The sequence below is a fragment of the Chitinophaga sp. sic0106 genome, from assembly GCF_019219075.1.
Taxonomy (GTDB): domain Bacteria; phylum Bacteroidota; class Bacteroidia; order Chitinophagales; family Chitinophagaceae; genus Chitinophaga.
In genome coordinates this window covers 59,836-79,787 of record NZ_JAHUWJ010000007.1, presented here as the reverse complement: position 1 = coordinate 79,787, position 19,952 = coordinate 59,836, and the positions used below count along the sequence as shown (strand labels likewise).

The 19,952-nt window shown below is 46.9% G+C and carries 14 protein-coding genes; 9 read left to right on the top strand and 5 right to left on the bottom strand.

Features of this window, described 5'->3' with window-relative positions; translation table 11 throughout:
* The first annotated feature begins 73 nt into the window (after nucleotides 1-73).
* Genes KW844_RS12365 through KW844_RS12340 form a run of 6 tightly spaced genes read left to right on the top strand, consistent with a single transcriptional unit; the run spans nucleotide 74 to nucleotide 8,706 of the window.
* Entirely contained in the window at nucleotides 74-2,143 is a 2,070-nt protein-coding gene (locus KW844_RS12365) for a TonB-dependent receptor (RefSeq protein ID WP_218377049.1), read from the top strand.
* Nucleotides 2,140-3,291: a YncE family protein gene (locus KW844_RS12360; protein ID WP_218377048.1), complete on the top strand. Its 1,152-nt coding sequence runs from the start codon at nucleotides 2,140-2,142 to the stop codon at nucleotides 3,289-3,291. The genes KW844_RS12365 and KW844_RS12360 overlap by 4 nt, the downstream gene beginning before the upstream one ends.
* Nucleotides 3,292-3,315: 24 nt before the next feature.
* Nucleotides 3,316-4,788, top strand: coding sequence for a PKD-like domain-containing protein (locus KW844_RS12355; RefSeq protein ID WP_218377047.1), 1,473 nt, complete (start codon nucleotides 3,316-3,318; stop codon nucleotides 4,786-4,788).
* Between the two features lie 48 nt (nucleotides 4,789-4,836).
* Nucleotides 4,837-5,769, top strand: coding sequence for a DUF4465 domain-containing protein (locus tag KW844_RS12350; RefSeq protein WP_218377046.1), 933 nt, complete (start codon nucleotides 4,837-4,839; stop codon nucleotides 5,767-5,769).
* Between the two features lie 36 nt (nucleotides 5,770-5,805).
* Entirely contained in the window at nucleotides 5,806-7,326 is a 1,521-nt protein-coding gene (locus tag KW844_RS12345) for a hypothetical protein (protein WP_218377045.1), read from the top strand.
* Between the two features lie 24 nt (nucleotides 7,327-7,350).
* Nucleotides 7,351-8,706, top strand: coding sequence for a DUF5074 domain-containing protein (locus tag KW844_RS12340; protein ID WP_218377044.1), 1,356 nt, complete (start codon nucleotides 7,351-7,353; stop codon nucleotides 8,704-8,706).
* Nucleotides 8,707-8,816: 110 nt separating this feature from the next.
* Here KW844_RS12340 and KW844_RS12335 read toward each other — a convergent pair whose 3' ends face one another.
* Nucleotides 8,817-10,079: an NAD(P)/FAD-dependent oxidoreductase gene (locus tag KW844_RS12335; protein WP_218377043.1), complete on the bottom strand. Its 1,263-nt coding sequence runs from the start codon at nucleotides 10,077-10,079 to the stop codon at nucleotides 8,817-8,819.
* Nucleotides 10,080-10,192: 113 nt separating this feature from the next.
* Here KW844_RS12335 and KW844_RS12330 point away from each other — a divergent pair, with 113 nt between their 5' ends.
* The gene (locus KW844_RS12330; protein ID WP_218377042.1) at nucleotides 10,193-10,732 is read left to right on the top strand and encodes a YbaK/EbsC family protein; all 540 of its coding nucleotides are present in this window, start codon (nucleotides 10,193-10,195) and stop codon (nucleotides 10,730-10,732) included.
* Between the two features lie 61 nt (nucleotides 10,733-10,793).
* On the opposite strand, the gene KW844_RS12325 is transcribed toward KW844_RS12330, so the two are convergent.
* The 3 genes from KW844_RS12325 to KW844_RS12315 all read right to left on the bottom strand — a co-directional run bounded on the left by KW844_RS12325 (nucleotide 10,794) and on the right by KW844_RS12315 (nucleotide 13,927).
* Nucleotides 10,794-11,786: an ATP/GTP-binding protein gene (locus KW844_RS12325; protein WP_218377041.1), complete on the bottom strand. Its 993-nt coding sequence runs from the start codon at nucleotides 11,784-11,786 to the stop codon at nucleotides 10,794-10,796.
* Nucleotides 11,787-11,999: 213 nt separating this feature from the next.
* The gene (locus KW844_RS12320; RefSeq protein ID WP_218377040.1) at nucleotides 12,000-12,986 is read right to left on the bottom strand and encodes a fatty acid desaturase; all 987 of its coding nucleotides are present in this window, start codon (nucleotides 12,984-12,986) and stop codon (nucleotides 12,000-12,002) included.
* A 59-nt stretch (nucleotides 12,987-13,045) separates the two neighbouring features.
* On the bottom strand, nucleotides 13,046-13,927 hold the full coding sequence (locus KW844_RS12315) for a lysophospholipid acyltransferase family protein (protein ID WP_218377039.1): 882 nt from the start codon (nucleotides 13,925-13,927) through the stop codon (nucleotides 13,046-13,048).
* A gap of 323 nt (nucleotides 13,928-14,250) precedes the next feature.
* Here KW844_RS12315 and KW844_RS12310 point away from each other — a divergent pair, with 323 nt between their 5' ends.
* Together KW844_RS12310 and KW844_RS12305 are read left to right on the top strand one after the other, a co-directional pair.
* Entirely contained in the window at nucleotides 14,251-14,925 is a 675-nt protein-coding gene (locus KW844_RS12310) for a response regulator transcription factor (RefSeq protein WP_218377038.1), read from the top strand.
* Between the two features lie 57 nt (nucleotides 14,926-14,982).
* The gene (locus KW844_RS12305) at nucleotides 14,983-17,388 is read left to right on the top strand and encodes a TonB-dependent receptor domain-containing protein (RefSeq protein WP_218377037.1); all 2,406 of its coding nucleotides are present in this window, start codon (nucleotides 14,983-14,985) and stop codon (nucleotides 17,386-17,388) included.
* Between the two features lie 211 nt (nucleotides 17,389-17,599).
* Here the strand turns inward: KW844_RS12305 and KW844_RS12295 are convergent, their stop codons facing one another.
* Nucleotides 17,600-19,894, bottom strand: a complete 2,295-nt coding sequence (locus tag KW844_RS12295) for a TonB-dependent receptor (RefSeq protein ID WP_218377035.1) — start codon at nucleotides 19,892-19,894, stop codon at nucleotides 17,600-17,602.
* Nucleotides 19,895-19,952: the final 58 nt, after the last annotated feature.

The window sequence follows — 19,952 nt, the reverse complement described above, 5'->3', positions numbered from 1 at the left end:
ACTGAAATTATTTCAGGATTTTTTGAGTATGTCATCCGGTACCTGTACCGGACCAGTTTAATTTTTTATTGATATGTCAAACGCATTAAAAACGTTGATGATAACGTTTTTGGCACTTATTGGCACGCGCAGCTACGGACAACAAACCAACCGCGATTCCACCCACGTGGATACCGCCGGCGTAAGAACATTGCGGGGTGTAACCATTTCCACCATCGGCTATAAGGAAGTGATCCCTTCGCAGAAACTTACCGGCGAAAATCTAAAGAGCCTGAACAGTTTTTCTGTAGCAGATGCCATCCGCTATTTCGCTGGTGTGCAGGTAAAAGATTATGGAGGCATAGGCGGCCTCAAAACCGTAGACATGCGCAGTATGGGCACCAACCATATGGGCGTTTTCTACGATGGTATCCAGCTCGGCAACGCACAAAATGGCCAGATCGACCTCGGTAAATTCTCCATGGATAACATCGAATCCATCGCGGTTTACAATGGCCAGAAAAGCGATATTTTCCAGCCTGCAAAAGATTATGGCTCCTCCGGTACCATCTACCTCCGTAGCCGTAAACCGGCGTTTGATTCCACCAAAACCACCAACTTTAAAGGCGTATTCAAAACCGGCTCCTTCGATCTAATCAATCCCTCCGTACTGTGGGAACAAAAAATTTCTGACAAGGTAAATTACTCACTCAGCAGCGAATATATTAAGTCCTCCGGCCGCTACCCGTTCCGCTATAAAAGAGTATACCATGGCTCCGGCACTACCGCCTGGGACACCACCGCCACCCGCGAAAACGGCGATATCAACGCATGGCGCGTGGAAACAGGATTATACGGCAACCTTAACCGGGGAGTATGGAACGTAAAAGGTTATTTCTACGATTCGGAAAGAGGCATCCCGGGCGCCATCGTCAACAACGTTTGGAAACGCTCGCAACGCCAGTGGGACCGCAACTTTTTTGTGCAGGGTGGCCTGCAAAAAAATGTAAGCAAACGTTATGATGTACAGGTAAACGCAAAGTACGCCAACGACTATATGCGTTACCTCAATCCGGACACCACGCTACTGTACCTGGACAATAACTTTCACCAACAGGAATGGTACGCTTCCATCGCAAATAAGTACAGTGTATCCAAAAAAATAGATGTCAATCTCTCCACCGATTTTCAATACAATACGCTTAACTCCAACCTCGATGGCTTTGTGTTCCCGAAAAGATTCACCTCCCTGATCGCATTGGCCACGGCAGCGGAATTCGGACCGGTAAAAATGCAGGGAAGCCTGCTAGGAACTTTTGTAAATGAGCGCATCACAAGAGGCAACACTTCCGCAACGGATACCGCTGCAGCAGCGCCCTCCAAAAATGAAGTAACACCAGCCTTCTTTATTTCCTATAAACCCTTTACCAAAGCGGATTTCAATGTAAGAGCCTTTTATAAGAATATTTTCCGCATGCCTACTTTCAATGACCTCTATTATACAGACATTGGAAATATTAGCCTGCAACCGGAATATACACACCAATACAACCTCGGCTTCGCATACCGTAAAACCCGTGCCGGGTCGGTACTGAGCGAGTTTCAGCTCCAATCAGATTTTTACTATAACCAGGTGACCAACAAAATTGTGGCCGTACCTAAAGGCAGTGGCATGTACCGCTGGATGATGATGAATATCGGGGATGTAGAAATCAGGGGAGTGGATGTGGTGGCTGATCTGGCATTTACTTTTTCCCGGGAGATATTATGGAATATCAGGACCGCCTATACGTACCAGACCGCGCGCGACTATACCACACGTAAAAATCCGGAACTACAAAAGATCACGTATGGAGGACAAATTCCCTATATCCCGTGGCATAGCGGTTCGGTGATTTCAACGGTGCAGTATAAGTCGTGGCGACTCAACTACAGCTTTATTTATGTAGGCGAACGTTACCAGAACTCGGCTAACATACCAGAGAACTATGAACAGCCCTGGTATACCAATGATATATCCGCAGCTAAGAATTTCCAGTTCAAACGTTATCGCTGCCGTATTGCAGCGGAGCTGAATAATGTATTAGGACAGGATTACGAAGTAGTAGTGAACTATCCGATGCCGAAAAGAAATTATAAAATCATTTTATCCGTAGAATTATGAGCAGGTATTTTTTATTATCCTTCCTCGTGCTAGCCATGCTGGCATCATCCTGCCGCAAGGAGGTGGAAGTGTTTATTAATGAAGATACTTCGCTGGACTCGGCGGCTGATAATGCTTTTGCAGGATTCTACCTGTTGAACGAAGGCAATATGGGTAGTAATAAAAGTACACTTGACTATTTTGATTATACTACGGGCAAGTACCAACGAAATATTTATGCAGCCATCAATCCCAATGTGCCAAAGGAACTGGGGGATGTAGGTAACGATATCGCCATTTATGGCAGCAGATTGTACGCGGTGATCAATGCTTCCAATAAGGTGGAAGTTATGGATGCCCGCACCGCCAAAAGGATCGGGCAGATTGAAATCCCTAATTGCCGGTATATAAAGTTTGATAACGGTTACGCCTATATTACCTCCTATGCAGGCCCTATCCAGATCAATCCGAACTATACACAGAAAGGATATGTAGCAAAAATCGATACCGGCACTTTACAGGAGGTAGATCGCTGCATTGTAGGCTTCCAGCCGGACGGACTGGAGGTCACCAATGGCAAAATCTATGTGGCTAACTCCGGTGGCTATATGGGAGCGGGTAGCACGGAGAAATACGAGCGCACCGTTTCCGTGATTGACCTGGCATCTTTCAAAGAAGAAAAAAGAATTGATGTAGCCTACAACCTGCACCACATAAAGGCTGACAACCGTGGCAACCTTTGGGTAACCTCCCGCGGGGATTATAAGCAACTACCCTCCAGACTTTATTTCATCGATAAAAACCAGGATAAGGTGACGGATACTTTGCCCATTGCGGTCAGCAACTACTACCTCGATGGCGATTCCTTATACGTGTACAGTACCGAATGGAGCTACATCACGTATTCCAACGTAATCACCTATGCCATTGTAAACACACGTACGCATGAGGTGGTGAGTCGCGCCTTTATCACCGATGGTACGGATAAAGAAATCGAAATACCCTATGGCATTATGGTCAATCCGGTGACCAAAGATATTTATGTCACAGATGCAGGTAACTATGTATCACCTGGCATGCTGTATTGTTTTTCAAAAGACGGGAAAAAGAAATGGAGCGTTCGTACCGGTGATATCCCTGCGCATATTGTGCTATTACCAAAATCATAATACACCCCCCACCAATTTTAACGTATGAAAAAAGCCTTTTTTCTGAATCTGTTTACAGCTGCGGTGTTCCTTTCTTCCTGCAGGAAGGAGGAGTATCGCGCCCCCAGTATTACCGGCGTAGCTACTGATACCATGGTGTTGAATATAGGAGACAGGATGGTATTGGCCCCCAATGTAACCAACCTGAAAGGAAACAGCTATGCCTGGCTGGTGAATGGTAAGGAAGCCGCTGCCGGTCAGCTTAGCTATACCTTTGAAGCTACGGCTGCCGGGAATTTTGAAATTATTTTTCAGGTAGATAATAAAGGCGGCACCGACAGGCAGTCCTTTAAAATATACGTGGAAAAGCCCATCGGACTGACGATTGCAGATAAGCTGGAAGTGCCAATGGGTAAGGTGCTCGATATAATACCCGCCGTTGCAGGTCCTGAAAGAAATGATTATACCTACCAATGGTCCATTGGTGATTCGGTAATTGGTAGACAACGTGGGCTGAGCTTTATCTCACCAGCTGCCGGCACCTATGAATTGAATTTGCGCGCAACTGCCGGTAAGCAAACGGCTACGACTACACGCAGCATTACCGTTACCCCGGCACAATATGTACAAAATGCTTACCAGGTGCTGGAATACGCTCCTGCACCAGCTAAAAATCACAACTGGGCTATCATTGGTACGGCGGAGTTCTGGAAGTTCGGTCATGAATACCAGCTGCCATATAATGAGTTTTTAGTGAAAGCTACCGCCATCAGGAAAGACAACGTGGGCCCTTCGCTGGTAATCGGCTCCTGGGGCGGCTATGCTACCTTTAAATTTGATCATACCGTAGCCAATGCGCCCGGCAAGCCCGACCTGGAACTTACTGCCACCTTCTCCAAACTGGATCAGCCGGCGGTATACGTCGCCTACGACCGTAACAAAAACGGTAAACCGGACGAGGACGAATGGTTCGAAGTAAAAAATGATGATTATGGTCTGGAAGATATGCCGGACTACCAGATCATGTTTACCTACACCAAAACAGAAACTGACGCCAAAAGAATATATACCTACTACACCTGGAAAGATAACCAGGAAAAGCCAGCGCAAGGGGAGATGCTGACCAACAAAACCTTCACCAGCTCCATGACGGATGCCGGCACCTTTTCCTCCAGAGGATTTTTTCCGGGCCTCAGCATGACAGATATCCCCAACAAAAAAGTTATGATGCTGGACGGCTGGCAAAGTTCCTTTACCCGCAAAGGCAAACGTATTACCAAAAACCTCACCGGTGCTCCTCCATTTTCGCAGAAGCTGAATATCGATATTGACATGGCGGTAAATGCCAAAGGAGAACGCGTGCAATTGCCTGGCATTGATTTCGTGAAAGTGCGGAAAGTGGTATATCCTATCCAGCAGGACTTTATCAACGCCGGTGGCCAGGTAGTGGATTTCAACATGGATGAAACCCGTATGCTGCATGTGGGCGCTATCCTGGACAAACATCTTAAAAACTAGAAAGCCGGGCAACCCCGAATTAAATATCTCACCTAAAAAACTCGACTGATGAAAAAGTCCCATTTTAGTAAAACCCTCATCATAGCAGCACTATCTCTTGTTGTAGCATCCTCCTGTTCCAAGCAGAACGATCTGGCGCCAGATCCGATGGCACTGGATCAGGGCCAGGCAACAGCAGCGAAATCCCTGTTGACTACCTCTTACACAATTACATTTGAAGGGATTGGTCGCGGCTACATGGCCGACACTACTTCCTACGGCGATAATGCCTATTCTTCCTGGGGAGGAACCCAGATTGCCCCCTACACACATTCACCCAGCAACCTGAAATTTGCCATTAAAGGCGCCGGAGGCGGTACTCCGGTGGATTATTACAATGGCGGTTTTGTGGTGTCGGACTGGAATTATAAATCCAACATCGCCGGTAAAACGGGCGACTGGTGGTACTCTTACCTCAACCAGTGCAGTGTTTACTCCGGTACGCATGGCGCTAAAAACGGCGGCTACGGCGGCAGCAGTAACTTTGCGGTGCTGTTTGGTTACGTAGATGCCTGGAACTCCTCGTATGCTACCCGGCCTACCATGAATTTTACCAGCGGCAGCGGCGTGGTAGATGGGATGTACGTATGTCTTTCTTCCTACACCTATGGCGTGATTCAGAACGGTAACGCATTCGGCTCCAGCGGTGTAGCTACCCCACTCAAAGATGTGGCTAACGGAGAAGGCTATATTAAATTACTGGCCTACGGTTATAACGGCAATACCCCTACGAATAACGGCGACCCGGTAGAGATCTACCTGGCCAGCTATAGCAACCACCTGCCGGTGGTATCACCATTAACCGCCTGGACTTATTTCGACCTGTCAGATTTAGGAACCGTTACCCGTGTTGAATTCAACTTTGAAGGCAATGATAATGGCTCCTATGGCTTAAATACACCTGCGTATATCTGTATCGATAACGTAGATGTAACGATCTAAAGATATGCCCGGCTTTCCATTTTAAAATTATATCAAATGAATAATCGATTTAAATTTCTCGTTTACCTCGCCTGCGGTTTATTGGTAATCAGCAGCTGTAAAAAAGAAGAAGCAGAAATGCCGGAGGCGCCGCCGGTAATTAGCGGTTTGGACTCGGCGTATTATGTAGTGGTAAAAGAAACGCTGTTGCTGAAGCCCGCCGTGGAAAACAGGGTGGACTCCATCGTGTGGATGCTCAACGGCGCAAGGGCTGCCAATGGACTGCAGTATAGTTTTGTGGCGCCTGCCACTGCCGGTACTTTCAACCTGGTAGTGATGGCCTATAACAGGGGAAATATTATTCAGAAAGCAATTCAGATCACCACCGGTCAGTACCTGAACCGCGCCACAAATGCCAACGCAATTCTAACGCTGGAGGCTTCCCAGAAGTTTGCCGGTAAAACTGACATTAAATGGGAAGTAGTAACTGCTCCCGGTGCCTTGTACCGGCTGGCAGCTGCCAATGCCACCGCATTATTCGCCGCAACAGATAAGGGTGATTACAAAATCAGTGTTTCCTCCGGCAGCCTGACCGATACCTTGCTGGTAACAGTAAAGCAGGCAGCGCAGGCGCCATCTCCCTATATCACCAAAGTATTTGACTACCTGCCGGCACCTGGCCAGTTTGTGAATGAACTGCCCAAATACGCTGCCGGGGATACTTACGAAACCATGCTGGCTAAAGTAGAGAAAGAGTTGAAAGGGGAAGATGCCAGTGTTATTACACTTGGTGGCTGGGGTGGTTATGTAGTGGTAGGGTTTGACCATACCATTGTGAATGTAGCCGGGCGCCGCGATTTCCGCATCCAGGGCAATGCCTTTGGCGCTAATTCCAACCCTCGTCCTGATGCGCCTTTCGGCGGCAGCTGCGAGCCAGGTGTGGTAATGGTAGCCTATGATAAGAATAAGAACGGTAAGCCCGATGAGGACGAATGGTACGAGATCAAAGGCAGTGGCAACTTCGGTGCCGAAAAAGAACTTTGGTACAGCGCCGCAGCAAACGGTAAAGTGGATGTGCGCACCTTCCGTAATTATGAAATGACTTATAGTCGCCCTACCACCGAAACGCCCGGTACGCCTGATAATTTCATCAGTATCGCCAACTATATCAGCTGGAAAGACAACCAGGGGCAGCAGGGTTACAAAATTAAAAATACTTACCACTCGCAAAGCTATTACCCTGGCTGGGTAAAAGACAATCAGCTTACTTTCAAAGGCATCCGCCTGGCAGCCAACGGGGTAGATGAAAGTGGTACCGGTAGTTACTATGTGCTGTATGCATACGGCTACGGCTATGTAGATAATTATCCGAACATACACGACAACTCCGGTATTGACATCGACTGGGCCATTGATAAAGATGGTAATAAAGTGAATCTGCCAGGCATCGACTTTGTAAAAATATATAATGGGGTAAACCAGGAAAATGGCTGGCTCGGTGAATCTTCTACGGAGGTAAGCCGCGGCGAAGACCTGCATCTCCTCGGTACCAATATCACGACCATTAACCAGCAATAAAAAATCAATTAGTATCAATAGAGTATGAAAAAAAGTGTATTAGGCGTTGGGGCGCTCATCGCCGTTGCAGCAGTATCCTGTTCCAAAAAAGATTCCACGGATCTTGTTCCGGTAGAAGCCCTCGAAGTGGCGATTGTAAATGTAAGTGCGCAAAAAGATGTAGCGCAGGAAGACACGCTGATGTTTAAAGTAAAAGCCGCCAAAGGTAGCACGTTTGCATGGGCAGTAGATGGTAAAGATGCCATAGTAACCGATTCCGTGCTGAAATTTGTAACCACAGATTTAGGTGAACATAAAATCACGGTAACGGCTACACTGAATGGTCAAAAATCGTCTTCCCAGGAGACCATCAACGTGTATGGTAAATATAAGTTCGGTACGTTTGTGCTCAACGAAGGCAATATGACTACCGAAAATGGTACCCTTACCTTCATTAGTCCGAAAGGTGTGGTTACCGACAGCGCTTACTTTAAAGCGAATGGTACTCAACTGGGTAATGTGGCGCAGGATTTATTTATCAGCAGCAACAAAATGTACATCATTTCTCAGAATGGTAAAAAGAATGCAGTAGGGGCCTCTTTTGAGAACGACGGGATGCTGATTGTGGCCAATGCCGAAACACTGAAAAAGGAAGCTGCTTACAATGATGAAGTGAAAACCCTCAGCTGGCCTACACATGTGGCCGTGTTGAATGAGCAGAACGTGATTATCCGTGACAATAACGGCTTATCCCGGTTTAATACTGCTACCAAAGTGCTGACCCTAATTAAAGGTTCCAGGGGGGCGGCAAAAATGACCATGGCCGTATCCAATAACAAAATATTTGTAGCCGCTGGTACTAAAGTATTTGTGGTGGAAGCAGACAAGGATACTATCTCGTACGCGCTGGATATGAAAGCATCCGTAAGTGGGGTGGTAAGGGCAAATGATGGTAATATCTGGGTATCTACCACAGGTACGCCTTCCAAGATCTCCAAAGTTAATTTCAGAGATTATTCATTAATCAAAGCCAACGAGATTACCACCGGCAGCCTGAGCGCTGGCTTTGGCGCTACGCCTGGCATTACCGCCAAAGGCGACACGCTGTATTTCAGCGGTGCCGGTACTAAAATTTACCGTCACGTGTTTAGTTTGAATACCACTGAGTTCATGGTAGATGCGAAAACGATGGTAGAAAATGCCGGGATTGTATATAACAATATTGCGGTACACCCGGTTACAGGTGAAGTATACCTTAACACCATCAAAGGTTATGGATTGAACTACCTTATTAATAATATCAGTGTTTTCAACTTCAGCGGTGATGCTGCTTTGAGCGCTAACTATAAGGACTATACGAATTTCCCTGCGGGTACTTTCTTTACCTGGTCGTTTAATTAATCGAAACCGGCGCTGACGGCGGAATCTTTTGGGTGTATCCGGTTGTACGCCATTTGTAGAGCCGGGCTGCGCCCGGCTCATCGCTTCTGGGAGCCGGGCGCAGCCCGGCTCTACTTCGTTAGGAGGGCAGCCGCATTTTTCCCACTGGTCAGCGCTGCCTCCACCGTTCCCATGGAGGGACCTTCATACAAGTATTCTCCGGCAAAAAACAGGGTGCCGGCCATTGGTTCCTGTAGTACCTTCCTTGCGGCGTTACTCGCTACTTTATCATATGCATACGATCCACGCGTGAATGGATCGGCGGTCCAATTGACCACCTCCCAGCGCTGCAGCTGCGATTGTAATGTAGCTACCGGTCGTCGGTAAATGTTACTGAGAGATTGCAGGGTAGCCTGTAATATTTCTTCCGGTGAGCAGTCCTGCATTTCCCTGGCAGGCGGGCCACCCAGCCAGCCCGTGAGCAGTGTGCTGCCCGGCTCCGTTTGTGTCCAGTAGGTAGGCACCTTTTCACCAGATACCACCAGTCTCGTAGTATCACGACTTATTGCAGGATTGCCGAAGGCGGTATCCTCCATCCAAAAAGGGGAGGTGAACTCCAGCAGCACTTTGATGATAGCGCCAAAGCCAATGTCGCGAAAGGCGGCTTGTTGTTGAGGGAGAGCAGGTTCAAAAACCACCGCGTTGTCCTGTTGTAATACACCCAGCGGTAAGGCAACTAATACTTTCGGAGCCTTATAAGTAGCGTTTTGCGTATGCACGAGCCCTTCCGCCCATTCAATGCGCCGTACCACCTGCTGCAATAGTATCTCACTACCTCCCTTTATACAAACAACTTGCAGATACTGAATCATAGCACTATAGCCGGCAATTACCCGGTGCTGCGCTTCGTCATCGTCATGTTCCCACTCATCGCGGATAGCGAAAGTGCTTACCTCACTGAGCGAGGCGGTGTCGTAACCATTTACGTATGCGGTGATTTCCTCCCGCATGCCGGCGTATTTATCTCCCGCGAAATGCTGGTCCAGAAAGCTATTCAGTGGCATGTCACTTTCCAGCTGGTTCATTTTGTCCAGCAGTTCATCCCACCCGGTTACCGGCTCATCACCTTGTAACATGTGCCCGTCAGCATGATGGAACATTTCAAAACGGGTATCATTATACGAAATGCCTGCCTCCTGAAGGAGTTCCAATGTAACGGGTAAATTACCGTGTATGAACTCGGCGCCTGTTTCAGCAAAAGTAGTATGAATGCGGCCACCGGTGCGGTCCCGTGCTTCCAGAACACATACCTTTTTTCCTGCTTTGGTGAGTATGCTGGCGGCCATCAGTCCCGCTGCACCTGCACCAATCACTATAATATCAGCTTGTTTCATGTTTTCCGTTGATATAGGAAAGTTACTGATAATGTGTCATGCAGGCATGCAGTTGCCCATTATTTCTTAGAGAAGTAATAGTATCTTTAGCCCCGTTTTAACTGTCCATAAATATGCTTTCAGTCAGTGAGGTCAAAACAAACCGACCCAACACCTTCGATGTACCGCTCCAGAAACTGGTGTATAAAATGCTCCGTGAAAAGGGTGTCACCTACCAGCGGGTAGAAACCAATGTCACACCCGCAGTGCAGGAATACCCCCTGCTGGAAGCAGCCTTACAGGTAAAAATGATGCAAACACTGCTGCTGTGCGACCGGCAGCAAAATGATTTTTACCTGGTCATCACCCCACAGGAAAAACCATTTACACCGGAAGACCTGAGCGCAGAACTCCGCCTTTCTCCCGTGACTATGGCACCTGTGAAATTGCTGCAATCACTATTGGGTACGGATACTGCCGGTGCTACCATACTGAGCCTGCTGCTCGATACAGAAAAGCATGTACAGCTGGTGATCGACCGGGAAGTGATACAGGCGGAATATTTTGGATGTACGGACGGGAGTAGCACTAATTTTCTTAAACTAAGTACGGAGTGGCTTACGGGGGAGTTTATACCAGGGATGGGGCATGATCCGTTGTATGTGAATTTTTAAATGGTTGCTAAAACCAACGGGTCAACATAACATTCAGGAATAAAATAATCGTCCATTGCCATCAGATATAACTTTCACTATTAGTAAATAAGTCTACTCCGATTTGAAAGATGTCATGCAATTCCTTATCTGAGAGCTGGCGAACAGTGGTTGCCCGGTTTTTGTAATCCACTATGAAGACTGCTAATTCTTCTCTGGCATTTTCCAGCAAATCATTTAAAATAAAGGGACTATGTGTTGCGATCATGTACTGATTATCACGCTTATGGATTATTTCCTGCGTGAAATGAGTCATGTATGGCGGAAACGAATGTGCCTCGGGCTCTTCAAACAATAATATGCTGTTATTATTGGATGAGATAGCGGTCTTATAAAATATAATTCTTTGCAAGGTATCAGCAATAGAATTATAAGGTATCAAAAATATATCATCATCTACTTTATGCTGGATAACCTTAATGGTCTGGCTTCCTTTATCAAAAACAATTTCCAGATTATTTGCTGCAAACAGCCCTTTCACTTCCTCTCTAAGAGATGGATCCTGCTCAATAATGGAAAATAAGTTAGGCCCAAAAGGAGGAATTAAGTATTTGGCATGCCCCTTTTTATATACCACATCTGAGTTATAGGTGTATCGCTTAACCGGGGAAGTATAGGTATTGTTTTTTTTATTAGCCTTCACCATTAATTTGGCATCAACGCTAAAAACAGCATCATCAAATGGGGCCTTGCTAATGCGAATATTTAACCCTTCTTTCGGGTTATAAATTAAAGTGCATAGTCCCACGTTGCTTTTAATAACAGCATCCCGCATTGGGTTACCATTGTAAAATAACTCTGATTCATGTTCTACTCTAACAAGATTAGAAAGCTTTTTGGAGGAATTTTCTTTCAGATAAGGAATGGAGTAAAGCGACAAAGCTTCTATTATATTAGACTTTCCAACATTGGGGCGACCAATAAATAGATTAATGCGCTTGAAGCCGATCAAATCCAGTTGCTGAATGGATTTGAAGTCCGAAATATGTAAATATTCAATGAAATTAGCCTCCATATAGCTAAATTAATCAATTAGATTTAAATATTTGCTTACGTCAATGATTTTTAGCCATATTACGAAAATGTTGCGCTGGCGGATTCTTCTGTTGGGTAGTATAAGATGTAGGGAGATGATAGCCTCAATTGGCAAAAGTGCTGCTGAAAACCTGCTTCCATCTAAACGAAAAGCGCGAACCACCGGTCCGCGCTTTTCGTTTAGATAATGCCGTTACGCCCGTATCGCCGCTTCCCGCAACGATACCATCCGCTGTAGTTTCGGGTCCCAGATCTTCAGCCTGCAACAGGCTATCATATCTTTGAGTCGCCAGCTGGTGGTTTTTGCACGCTGTAGCTCCGGGATCTTTGCCATCACCTCCGGCAACCTGTAAAAAGGAATTTTTGCATTCAGGTGGTGAATATGATGGTAGCCGATATTGCCGGTAAACCAGTTCATTAATGGAGACATTACCATATAGCTGGACGACAACAGCGCCGCATCATGGTAGCACCAGTCCTCATTTTCCTTAAACGTTACACCCGGGAAATTATGCTGGGCATAAAACAGGTAAGCCCCTATGCCACAGGCAATGGAAAACGGCAGTAAAACGAAGAGCAGCCAGGCTTCCCAGCCCAGGAAGTAGAAAATGGCCACACTGCCGCTTACGTGCAAAATGATGGCGAGCAGACTGTCCATATGCTTGCGCGGACTGCTCAGGAACGACTGCACACACATGCCGATGAGGAACATGGACAGGTAACCGGACATAATCGTTAACGGATGCCGGGTAAAGAGGTAAGCCCTCCTTTCCTTAGTATCCATTTGCTCAAATTTATGGCGCGTAGCAATAGGGTAGGAGCCAATGCTGGCGCTGAACAGTTTAGAATTATTTTTATGGTGGTAATCGTGAGAACGCTTCCAGATACTCGTTGGCGCAAGGATATAGAGCCCGAAAATCGTCATCACGGCATTGGCAATAGCGGAATGTTGCAGGATGGTATGGTGCTGGTGATCATGATAAATCACAAACATTCTTACAATCAGCAGTCCGGCCAGGATGCTGGCGGCCAGCCGGATAACAAAATAGGGCAGTAAAAGGGTACCTGTAAGGGCACCGGCCAGTAATGCCAGCGTGGTCCACAAATGGAACCAACTGCTGGACCTTACTTCACTGGCAAATGGTTTTGTTGCCAGGATAAGGTCTTTTCCTTCGCGCATAGGTCTTTGGTTTGTATGATATGTATTTTCGCAGTACTGCTGCGTCAGTTGAATCAGTGTCAGGCGGCAAGTGTTCTTTTGTGCTTCCAGCGTCTGTGCGACCACAGCCAGGTTGCGGGCTCTTCGATAATGTCTTTCTCCAGTTTTCGTGTGTGCAATACCGTGATATCGCCTTCCGCCGCTGCAGAAGGGTTTTCTACCAGCATAGTTGCTGTTACAGTATAATATCCTCTTTTTACCTTGTTCACCGACACATATACTACCGGCGAATTCATTTTCTGTGCAATCTTTTCCGTGCCTTTTGATACCGGAGTGTCCTGATGCAAAAATGGTACCCATTGTGCCGTGGAAGGCTGGGGCGACTGATCCGCAATAAATGCCGTTGCATTCACCTCATGCCTGTTTTTTACCATTTCCCGGAAAGTATCCTGCATGGCAATCAGCTTGGTACCAAAGCGGGTACGCATATGGTACATCAGGTCGTTAAAGCGCTTGTTGCCCAACGGGTGATAGATCACATATAATTGTTGCTTACATAAAATACTGAAGGTATTGCCGGCCCATTCCCAATTGCCCTTATGACCCATTACCAGCACAGCGCTCTTGTTTTCGGCAGCCAGCTTATTAAACAGCTCCACAGTTTCGGGCGTGAAACTGCAGCGCTTCACCATCTCTTCTTTACTGATGGTAAGCGTTTTGAATGTTTCCAGGAACATATCACAGAGGTAACGATAAAAATCCCTACCTATTTTTTGTAGTTCCGCTTCTGATTTGTCAGGAAAAGATGCCCGAAGGTTACCCATCACTACCTTCTTCCGGTAAGAAAGTACGTAGTATAACAGTATAAACATCACATCAGATAACAAGTATAACAGACGGAAAGGCATCAATGCAAGCCCGTATATTACAGGTCGCAGGCAATAAAAAATAACAGTTGACAAGTTAGCAAAGGTTTAGTTGCTGCTCCCCTAAGGGAACAGAAGTAGTAAATATATGGGTATGGCGGCACTTTTCATAATCTTTATGCATAACGAAAGTGTTATAATATTGTCGTTTATGTATCATATCGAATTATCATTTAATGTGAAGTTGCCTTCTGTACTGGGTTTTACCTTAATTCAGGCTTTTACCCTATAGGACACGCCAATCGACAGATACCCCTATTTTCTCTATAAAAAAATTTAAAAAGTACCCCAGGCAGCACTTTTCCGGTACAGATTTTATTCAGAATGAGGTGCTACCTTAGCCGCTTAGTCCTCCTGATATGAAGATTTTAATTATTGAAGATGAACGGTCGCTGGCGCAAAGCATCAGTACTTATCTGGCAGATGAACAATATCTGTGCGAATTTGCCGTGAACATGAACGAGGCCTATGAAAAAGTAGATCTCTACGAGTACGATTGCATCCTCCTCGACCTCATGCTGGCCGGCGGGGATGGGTTAAAAGTCCTGGAAGAGATTAAATCCCAGAACAAACAGTGCGGAGTCATTATCATTTCAGCCAGGGATTCAGTGGACGATAAGATAAGCGGCCTGCGCCTCGGTGCGGACGACTACCTGGCAAAGCCTTTCCACCTTTCAGAACTGGCCGCCAGGATCTATTCCCTCATCCGCCGCAGGAATTTCGGCAACGATGACGTGATTCATTTTGATGATGTACAAATTAACCTCCAAGGCAAATCAGTCACCATCGCCAACCACCCCGTACCTCTTACCCGTAAGGAATACGACCTGCTGCTGTATTTCATCAGCAATAAAAATAAAGTCATCTCTAAAAATGCACTGGCAGAGCATTTGTCGGGAGATATGGCAGACGCGCTGGATAATTTCAATTACATCTATGTACATATCAAAAACCTGAAACGTAAGCTCACAGAGGCCGGATGCGATAATTACCTCAAAACCATGTACGGTACCGGGTATAAGTGGGAAATGTAATGACGCTTAAGAATTTCAACTGATTTGGATGCTAACTATGCAGAAAAAGAACTGCAGATGCAACGAATCATCCTTTTCCTGCTATGGCTCACCGGCACTACGCTCGCCGCTACTGCACAACAGGCAACCGTATCAGGCATAATCAAAGACGCAGCCACCAGGGAACCAATGCCCTTTGTAAATATCTCCCTCCTCACCACCAGCGACACAAGCCTCGTGAAAGCAACTATCACAGCCGAACAAGGCCGGTTTCAACTGCAAAATGTACGGCAGGGCAGTTACCTGCTCATGGCGTCCTATTTAGGCTACCAGCCCCACTACCTACCGGTAAGGGTAGGGGAACTCAACCCCTTCCTGGACCTTGGTACCATAGCACTCACCAGCAACGCGAGGAAACTGAATGAAGTTACCATTGCCGGAAAAGCGGCGATAGTATCTCCCAAAATGGATAAGAAAACATTTAGTATAACCGATAACGTTAGTCAGACCGGCGGCTCTGTACTGGCAGCCATGAAAAACCTGCCTGGCATAACGGTAACGTCTGATGGAAAACTGCAACTGCGCGGCAGCGAGCAGGTAATGGTATTGGTGGACGGGCAGCAGACCGCCCTCACCGGCTTCGGCGGCCAGAGCAGCCTGGATAATATCCCCGCCTCGGCCATTGACCGCATTGAAATCATTAACAACCCCTCCGCCAGATATGATGCCAACGGCAACGCCGGTATCATCAATATCATCTATAAAAAAGAAAAGAAGGAAGGCTTTAATGGGAAAGCGGGGATCACCACCGGTTTGGGAGCCCTCTGGATCAAACAGGATAACTATCCCGGTATCCGCCCCCAGTACCAGCGCACACCAAAGGTAAACCCTTCACTCAGCCTCAATTATCGCAAAGGGAAAGTAAACTTCTTTCTGCAAGGGGATTACCTGTATAACCAAACACTGAACAAAAATGAATTTGTTGACCGGTTTTATGAAGATGGCACCGTTGTAAAACAACAAACCAAACGTAACCGCACCACCAACGTAGGTACGCTCAAAGCCGGGGCAGACTGGAACCTCAGCAGCCAGGATAACTTTTCGGTGTCCGCACTGTACACCCGCGAACACATCCTGGATCGCGGGGATGAGCCGTTTTTTAATAAAGATTTGTCGCAACGCCTACGCCTGTGGCAGTTTCTGGAAGATGAAATGAAAACCACTTTTACCGCTTCCACTGCCTGGCAACACCGCTTCGCGCAACCAGGCCGGGTGCTGAATGCCGGATTCAACTACACCTTCCACCGGGAAGATGAAAAATATTTCTTCACCAACTTCATGCCCGCCTTCATCGGCCTGGACTCCTTCAAACTGCTGTCCGACGAGCACGTAGCCGATTTTAACCTCGACTACATACAACCTTTACATTATGGCCGCTTTGAAACTGGTGTGAAATTCCGTAAACGCAGCATCCCCGTTAATATGCAATTCAAGCCCGGTGAAAACTCCCCGCTGGACGTAAACGCAGGCGGGTGGGCCGATTACAGCGAGGTGATCCCGGCTGTTTATGGTAACTACATCCTGGAAAAAGAACATGTTGAAGTAGAAGCCGGCCTGCGGGTAGAATATGTAAAAATCGATTATAAGGTGAATCCAAACCATCCTACGTATAAGAGTGACGGTTACGAATACACGCAGCCATTCCCTAATCTGCGCCTGGCTTACAAGCTCAATGAGGATAATAAGTTCTCCCTGTTTTATAACCGCCGGGTGGACAGGCCCAACGAAGTAGACATCCGCATATTCCCAAAATATGATGATGCTGAAATTATCAAAGTAGGCAACCCTGGCCTGCGGCCACAGTATACCAATACGTTTGAGCTGGCCTATAAAACCGACTGGAGCAAAGGGTTTCTTAGTACTTCCATCTATCACAAACGCATGGATGCCACCATTACACGTATAGCCAGCACCGTACCTGGCAGCACACTGATCTATAACATTTTCCAGAATGCAGGGAAGAGTTACAATACCGGCACGGAAATGTTGTTATCCCACCAACTAACGCCATGGGCTACACTGGGATTGAACCTGAACGGCTACCAGCATATCATGGACGCCTTTACAGTGGTGAACCTGTACCCGGTGGAAAATACATTTAGCGCGCCACGCCAATCCATGTTTTCCGGGAATGTGAAACTGAACGGCACTTTTCATTTTCCGCATGCGCTGGAAGGTCAGCTCACAGCTATTTACCAGGCACCGGACCTGGTGCCCCAGGGTAAAACCTACGCCCGTTTCTCCATCGATATGGGTGTTAAAAAAGGAATACAACACGGCAGAGGAGAACTGTTTGCAAACGTAACTGATGTGGCGAATACACTGGTGAATAAGAAAGAAGTAAACGGCAATGGCTTTCGTTATGTGAGTACTGATTACTATGAAACGCAGGTGTTAAGGGTAGGGTATAGTTATAAATTCTGATCATGTAAGTGGAATCCTCCTGTCCGCACCAAAAGAAATGCGGCTGTATCAGGTATGATACAGCCGCATTCACAAGAAATAAAGTTAAAACTTAAACGCCGCACTCGCCGTGAAATTCCTCGGCTTCTGCGGATTTACAGACCAATAACCCGTATAATACACTTCGTTAGTGATGTTATTAACGTTTACGGATATACGGAAATGTTTGGCGTTATAAAAAACACCTGCATTCAGCAAGGCATAATCCGGCAGGTAAAAAAATGCCGGTTTTGCTGTTATCAATCACCTTATACCGGCTGGCATAGTTACCACCTGCGCCTATGCCGAAATTTTTCAGCGTACCGGTACCAAATTTATAGGTAGCCCAGAGGTTCACCAGGTTCTGCGGTCCCTGACCACCCGGAGATCTGCCTGGCTCACTATAAAAATCGGTATTGTTACCTTCCAGTACTTTTGTGTGGTTATAGCTGTAACCGGCAATGATATTAAGTGCCGGCAGCGGATGTGCATTCAGGTCTATTTCAAATCCTCTGCTGCCAAATACACCACCCTGTGTGCTGTTCCTTGGATTATGGCTATCGGGTATCACCTTATTGGCTACACGAATATCGTAAACCGATACGGTTGTATATAACTTATTGGCAAGGATATCTGCTTTGATCCCAAACTCAACCTGGTTGGCGTGTTCTGGTTTGAACGACTGGGTACGCTCGTAAGTGCCCGCATCGTTATAAACCGGCGACGGTGCCACATTCAGGAACGCATTCATGTAGCTGGCGAAAGCCGACACCTTTTCCGGAACGATCTGGTACACCAGGCCAAACTTAGGCGACAAGGAGAACTGATCGTATTTATCGCTGTCATCGCTGGCGTTCTTATCCCCGTTGGACTTATAGTAATCCGCCCGCAGACTCAGCATCACCAGCAGGGAGTGGGTGAGGTTAATCATATCTGATGCGTAAGCACTGTAGGAGCCGTTTGATACGTTGGAGTTGTTGCCTTCTGTGCCGGCAAGCAGTCCATACACGGCATCCTTAGTAAGTGCCACAGCCGGAAATACTTTCCCTTCGGCATCAGTATAATCGGTCACATCGCCCTGCGGACTAACATTTCTTCCGGTAGCCCATCCGGAGCCCTGGTCTATTACATTACGGTGGAATATATCGAACCCTAAGAGCAGGCGGTTGCGCAGACTACCAATTTTAAAGTCACCATTGAAGTTTTGTTGAATATCAAATGTTTTGGTGGTGGTATTGTCAATATGAAAATCCTGGCCAAACCATTTATCGCCCGGGTCCTGGTCCCATATATAGGTATATAGGCCGTCAGATTTGGCATTGCTGGCAGAAAAAACGGTCTGGGAAGTCCAGTTGGAGGCCAGTTTATACAGCATCTGTGCCTGCACGTTGAAACGGGGATTTTTCATTACCAGTTCATTGCTGGTGAAAGATTCCTTCACATTCAGGTTTAGCTCATCGATAGTTTTAAAATCGAGTTCATGTTCGCGGTCGGAGTGAAAGAACACCGGTGGTACGGCTCTCTTTTCCTGCAGAATTTCCGCCATCACCTGGAAGGAGAGGCGGTTGTTTACTTCGTATGACAGGGAAGGGGCTATAAAAAATGCCTTTCTGAAGCCTGCATTCTGAAAAGAGTTTTCCGTAGTATAGGCAGCGTTTACACGCATGGCTATTTTCTGTTTTTTGCTCAGCAGGGTATTCACATCCGCCGTAACGCGGTTGAGGCCGAAGCTGCCTACGCTGTAGCCTACTTCTCCGCCAAAGCCGTAGTATGGTTTTTTGGTAATGGTATTTATTATACCGCCATAGCTATAGAAGCTGGCACCAAAAAGGGTGCCTGAAGGGCCTTTCATGACCTGCACTTCTTCCACATCGGCGGGATCGAGGTTGCCGCTGGTAATGCCTGGTAAGCCATTGATCAGAGAAGGCTGTGCATCAAATCCGCGCAGGGCGAAATAGGAGGCGCCGTCTCCGGAGCGGCCGGTGGACTGCCAGGTCAGGAAAATACCTGGCACATTCCGCATGATATCATCATAAGCCGTAATGCCTTGCTGTTTCATGATTTCAGTGGAAACAGCATTGTATACCTGCGGATTTTCCAGGTTCTTCAATGGGATTTTGGCCACCATCCTGCTTTCCTTGTTCAGGTTGCGGGAAGATACGGTTACCTCGCTGAGTTGGGCAGCGCTTTCATTGAGGGTAAAGTTCAGCTGCTGAGCGGCGCCGGCTGTAACATTTACTTCTTTAAATTGTGTGACTGCGCCTACGGAAGTAACCTTTAGGGTCCAGCTTCCTGGCTTAATATTCTTGATGGTGTATTCGCCTTTTTCGTTGCTGATGCTGCCCAGTTTCGTATGCTCCACCGTCACAGTAACGTTGATGGCCGGATGGCCGTCGTTAGTAGTTACAATGCCGCTGATAGCGCCATTTTGGGCGTATGCTGCCATCGAAAAGAGAAGGGCGCATACGAGTGATAAAATTCTGGTCATTAGGATGATCTGGTTGATGAAAACTTTTGCAAAGGTCAGGTGACGAAAAGGGAAATGT

Coding starts and splice junctions, on each gene's coding strand:
- KW844_RS12365 (WP_218377049.1), top strand. CDS start 74: ATGTCAAACGCATTAAAAACGTTGATGATAACGTTTTTGGCACTTATT.
- KW844_RS12360 (WP_218377048.1), top strand. CDS start 2,140: ATGAGCAGGTATTTTTTATTATCCTTCCTCGTGCTAGCCATGCTGGCA.
- KW844_RS12355 (WP_218377047.1), top strand. CDS start 3,316: ATGAAAAAAGCCTTTTTTCTGAATCTGTTTACAGCTGCGGTGTTCCTT.
- KW844_RS12350 (WP_218377046.1), top strand. CDS start 4,837: ATGAAAAAGTCCCATTTTAGTAAAACCCTCATCATAGCAGCACTATCT.
- KW844_RS12345 (WP_218377045.1), top strand. CDS start 5,806: ATGAATAATCGATTTAAATTTCTCGTTTACCTCGCCTGCGGTTTATTG.
- KW844_RS12340 (WP_218377044.1), top strand. CDS start 7,351: ATGAAAAAAAGTGTATTAGGCGTTGGGGCGCTCATCGCCGTTGCAGCA.
- KW844_RS12335 (WP_218377043.1), bottom strand. CDS start 10,079: ATGAAACAAGCTGATATTATAGTGATTGGTGCAGGTGCAGCGGGACTG.
- KW844_RS12330 (WP_218377042.1), top strand. CDS start 10,193: ATGCTTTCAGTCAGTGAGGTCAAAACAAACCGACCCAACACCTTCGAT.
- KW844_RS12325 (WP_218377041.1), bottom strand. CDS start 11,786: ATGGAGGCTAATTTCATTGAATATTTACATATTTCGGACTTCAAATCC.
- KW844_RS12320 (WP_218377040.1), bottom strand. CDS start 12,986: ATGCGCGAAGGAAAAGACCTTATCCTGGCAACAAAACCATTTGCCAGT.
- KW844_RS12310 (WP_218377038.1), top strand. CDS start 14,251: ATGAAGATTTTAATTATTGAAGATGAACGGTCGCTGGCGCAAAGCATC.
- KW844_RS12305 (WP_218377037.1), top strand. CDS start 14,983: ATGCAACGAATCATCCTTTTCCTGCTATGGCTCACCGGCACTACGCTC.
- KW844_RS12295 (WP_218377035.1), bottom strand. CDS start 19,894: ATGACCAGAATTTTATCACTCGTATGCGCCCTTCTCTTTTCGATGGCA.